This is a genomic window from uncultured Sphingomonas sp. (genome assembly GCF_913778135.1).
GTDB lineage: Bacteria > Pseudomonadota > Alphaproteobacteria > Sphingomonadales > Sphingomonadaceae > Sphingomonas.
Map to the genome: position 1 here is coordinate 1 of NZ_CAJYVU010000155.1, position 3,182 is coordinate 3,182.

Below are 3,182 nucleotides of genomic sequence, written 5' to 3' on the forward strand. Positions count from 1 at the left end.
GCATCTTGGGATCGTTGGCGATCGCCTTGCGCAGGTCGGTGACGGGCGTATCGGCGGGCTTGCCGCGGTTCCACGCCGCATTCACCGCGTAGGACAGCGCATTGTAGCGCGCGTCGGTCTTCCACCCCACCTCGCGCGTGACGAAATCGACCATCGCGCTCGTTGTCGGCGCGATCAGCGCGTCGAGGATCGGATCGTTCGACTGCTGACTCGGCGACCAGGGGAAGGGGTCGAACGCGGTGACGTTCGAATCGTAGACGCTGCCGATCGTGCCCTCGCTCCTGTGCACTTCGCGCAGGTACGTGCGGCTGTCGACACGCCCGCCCAGCCGCTGGACCAGGGCGGGATCGAGCCCGGTCAATTGCGTGACACGGCTCACGATCCGGCTCGTCGCCTGCGGGTCCGACCGCCCACGCAGCAGGTCGCGCGCAAAGTCGCCGCGGGTGTAATCCTCTACCGCCTGCATCGCCGCCGGGGTCAGCCGGCCCTGTCGCTCCAGGTTCGCCGCCGCCATCGACGGCAGGTCGATCATCCACGGCAAGGGCGACAGCGCAGTCGCGTCGTCGCCCGATGCCGGATCGAGATACGGCGACACCATGATCAGGCCGTTGATCCCGACACCGATCTGCGATTGCAATTCATAGGCTATGCGCGGCGCGCGGTATCCGCCGTAGCTCTCACCCATCACGTACTTCGGACTGCGCAGCCGGCCCTCCTTGACCAGCCAGTCGTAGACGACCTTGGACAGGTATTTGATGTCGGGATCGTTGGCGTAAAACGCCTTTTTCGTCTCGTCCTCGCCTACCAGGCTGCGGCTGAACCCGGTGCCGATGGGGTCGATGAAGACCAGGTCGGTGAAATCGAGCCAGGTGTTGGGATTGTCGCTCGCGATCGGCGCGTCCGAGGGCGCGTCTCCCTGCGCGCCGAACTGCACCCGCTTGGGGCCGACTGCGCCCATGTTGAGGTACACCGATGCCGCGCCGGGGCCGCCGTTAAACGCGAAGGTGACGGGACGCGCCGGATCGCGGCCGGGCACCGTATAGGCGGTGTAGACGACCTGCCCGATCTCCTTGCCGCTCTCGTCGCGAACCGGCAGCGTGCCGACCGTTGCGCGGTAGCTGAGCACGCGCCCGCCGACGCGCACGCTCTGCGCGATCGTGCGATCGGCGGGCAGCGGGGGCAGCTTGGTGCCGTCGTCGGTCTTCTTCTCGACCGTGGTGGTCGTCTTCTCCTGCGCGACCGCGGGGGTGACGGTCGCGAGCATCAGGCCCGCGGCTAGCAGGCGGATCGGCAAGCGGTGTGGCTGTGGCAAGTGATATTCCCTCTCTCGCCAGCAACTTACCGTGCGCACCGCACGGCGCAATCCGGCCGCAAGGGAAAAGTGATGTTATCCGACCGAGAGATACTCCTCCACGCCATCGGCCTTCTGCGCCATACCCGGCACTTCGTTCAGCTGTCTCAGCTCGGTGAAGCCGCCGCGTTCCTCGCGGTAGCGGACGATCTCGGCGCCGTGCCCTGCGAGCATCGGCACCGTGTCGAGTTCGTCGGCGCTGGCGGTGTTCAGATCGATCATGCGTGTCGCTCCTGCGGGATAGAAGCGGTGAACAACCTGCGCGCGGCTCCGATCCGCCTCTCACGGCGTTGAAGGCGCCATGCTGGTATTTCTCGATTTCGAAGCCTCGTCGCTGTCCAAGCGGAGTTTCCCGGTAGAGGTCGCCTGGGTGTTCGAGGACGGCCGCAGCGAGAGCCACCTGATCCGCCCTGCGCCCTTGTGGGACGATTGGGACGACGCGGCCGAGGCGATCCACCGCATCGGGCGCGCCGAGCTCGATCAGCACGGCGAGGATCACGCGGCAGTCGCACGTCGCATGGTCGCCGAGCTTTCCGGCCACGATCTGCTGGCGAGCGCGCCGTCGTGGGATGGCAAGTGGCTGAGCGTGCTGCTGCGCGCCGCCAAGCTGCCGCGCCACAGCCTGCGGCTGCGCGACAGTGACGACGCGCACCGCGACCGCGCGCACGCGATCCTCTCGCAGGCATTGTCGGGCAACGCGCTGGCGTCCGCGGTCGCCGAGGTACTCGAACAGAGCGAGCCTCGAAAAGAAGGAGAGGCGCCTGCGCACCGCGCGCTCGCGGACGCGCAGGAGGAGCATGCGCGCTGGCTGGCGGTCGGCCGCCTCGCGCGCGAGCGCGTAGCCTAGTCGATCTCGCCGCGTGCGAAGGCGGCGGCGTGCGCGACATCGTCTCCGCCGGGCCGCACGCCGGTATAGAGCACGAACTGCTCCAGCGCCTGTAGCACCGCCACGTCTGCGCCAGCGATCGTCACCTTTCCCGCTGCCCGCGCCGCGCGCAGGAACGGCGTTTCCGCTGGCAGCGCGACGACCTCGATCGCGACCGCGCAGCGCGCGATCACGTCGGGCGCGAAGGCGAGGGCGGCTTCGTCGCTGCCGCTCATCCCGATCGGCGTCGCGTTGACGAGCACCGCCGCACCGTCGCCGACTTGGGCCTGCCACTCGAAGCCGTAGCTGGCGGCAAGCACGCGGCCCTTGTCCGCGTTGCGCGCGACGATCGTGCCGCTCCGATGTCCACGATCGCGCAGCGCTGCCGCGACCGCTTTCGCCATGCCGCCCGATCCGCGCAGGCTGAACGGCAGGGCCGGATCAACGCCGGCGCGATCAAGCAGGTCGCGCACCGCGCTATAATCGGTGTTGTAGCCAGTCAGCCGCCCGTCGTCGTTGACGATCGTGTTGACGCTGTCGATCGCCGCGGCGGAGCCTGCGAGGCCGTCGAGCAGCGGGATCACCGCTTCCTTGAACGGCATCGACACCGCGCAGCCACGCACACCGAGCGCGCGTATGCCGCGCACGGCGCCGTCCAGATCATCGGTGATGAACGCCTTGTAGACGTAGTCGAGCCCCAGCCGCTCGTAGAGGCGATTGTGGAAGCGCGAGCCGAAGTTGCCCGGCCGTGCGGCAAGCGACATGCACAATCGCGTGTCACGCCCGATCGGCGGCCGTGGTTGACGAGCGGTCATGCGGTCCGATGGTCCTGTTCGGCGCAGGCCGGTACGTTCTCGCGGCACAATCCGTCAATCTGCGCATCGATGCAGGCAAGCAGCGGCGCGAATACCGCACGATCGGTCTGCCGTGGCCACAATACCCGCCGGTGCAACACGCCCGATGCAA

The 3,182-nt window shown here is 68.1% G+C and carries 4 protein-coding genes; 1 reads left to right on the forward strand and 3 read right to left on the reverse strand.

The window, feature by feature from the left end; all coding sequences use genetic code 11:
• Positions 1–1,264, reverse strand: a 1,264-nt coding sequence (locus tag QZ847_RS14175) for a peptidase S10 (protein ID WP_294357504.1), incomplete at its 3' end; no start/stop codon positions are given.
• 123 nt (positions 1,265–1,387) lie between these two features.
• On the reverse strand, positions 1,388–1,573 hold the full coding sequence (locus QZ847_RS14180) for a helix-hairpin-helix domain-containing protein (protein ID WP_294357498.1): 186 nt from the start codon (positions 1,571–1,573) through the stop codon (positions 1,388–1,390).
• A 79-nt stretch (positions 1,574–1,652) separates the two neighbouring features.
• Between QZ847_RS14180 and QZ847_RS14185 the strand changes: the two genes are divergently transcribed.
• Complete coding sequence (locus tag QZ847_RS14185) at positions 1,653–2,198, forward strand: transcriptional regulator (protein WP_294357500.1); 546 nt, start codon at positions 1,653–1,655, stop codon at positions 2,196–2,198.
• Here QZ847_RS14185 and QZ847_RS14190 read toward each other — a convergent pair.
• Positions 2,195–3,031: a shikimate 5-dehydrogenase gene (locus tag QZ847_RS14190; protein ID WP_294357502.1), complete on the reverse strand. Its 837-nt coding sequence runs from the start codon at positions 3,029–3,031 to the stop codon at positions 2,195–2,197. The two genes, QZ847_RS14185 and QZ847_RS14190, sit on opposite strands and share 4 nt — an antisense overlap.
• Between the last annotated feature and the right edge of the window lie 151 nt (positions 3,032–3,182).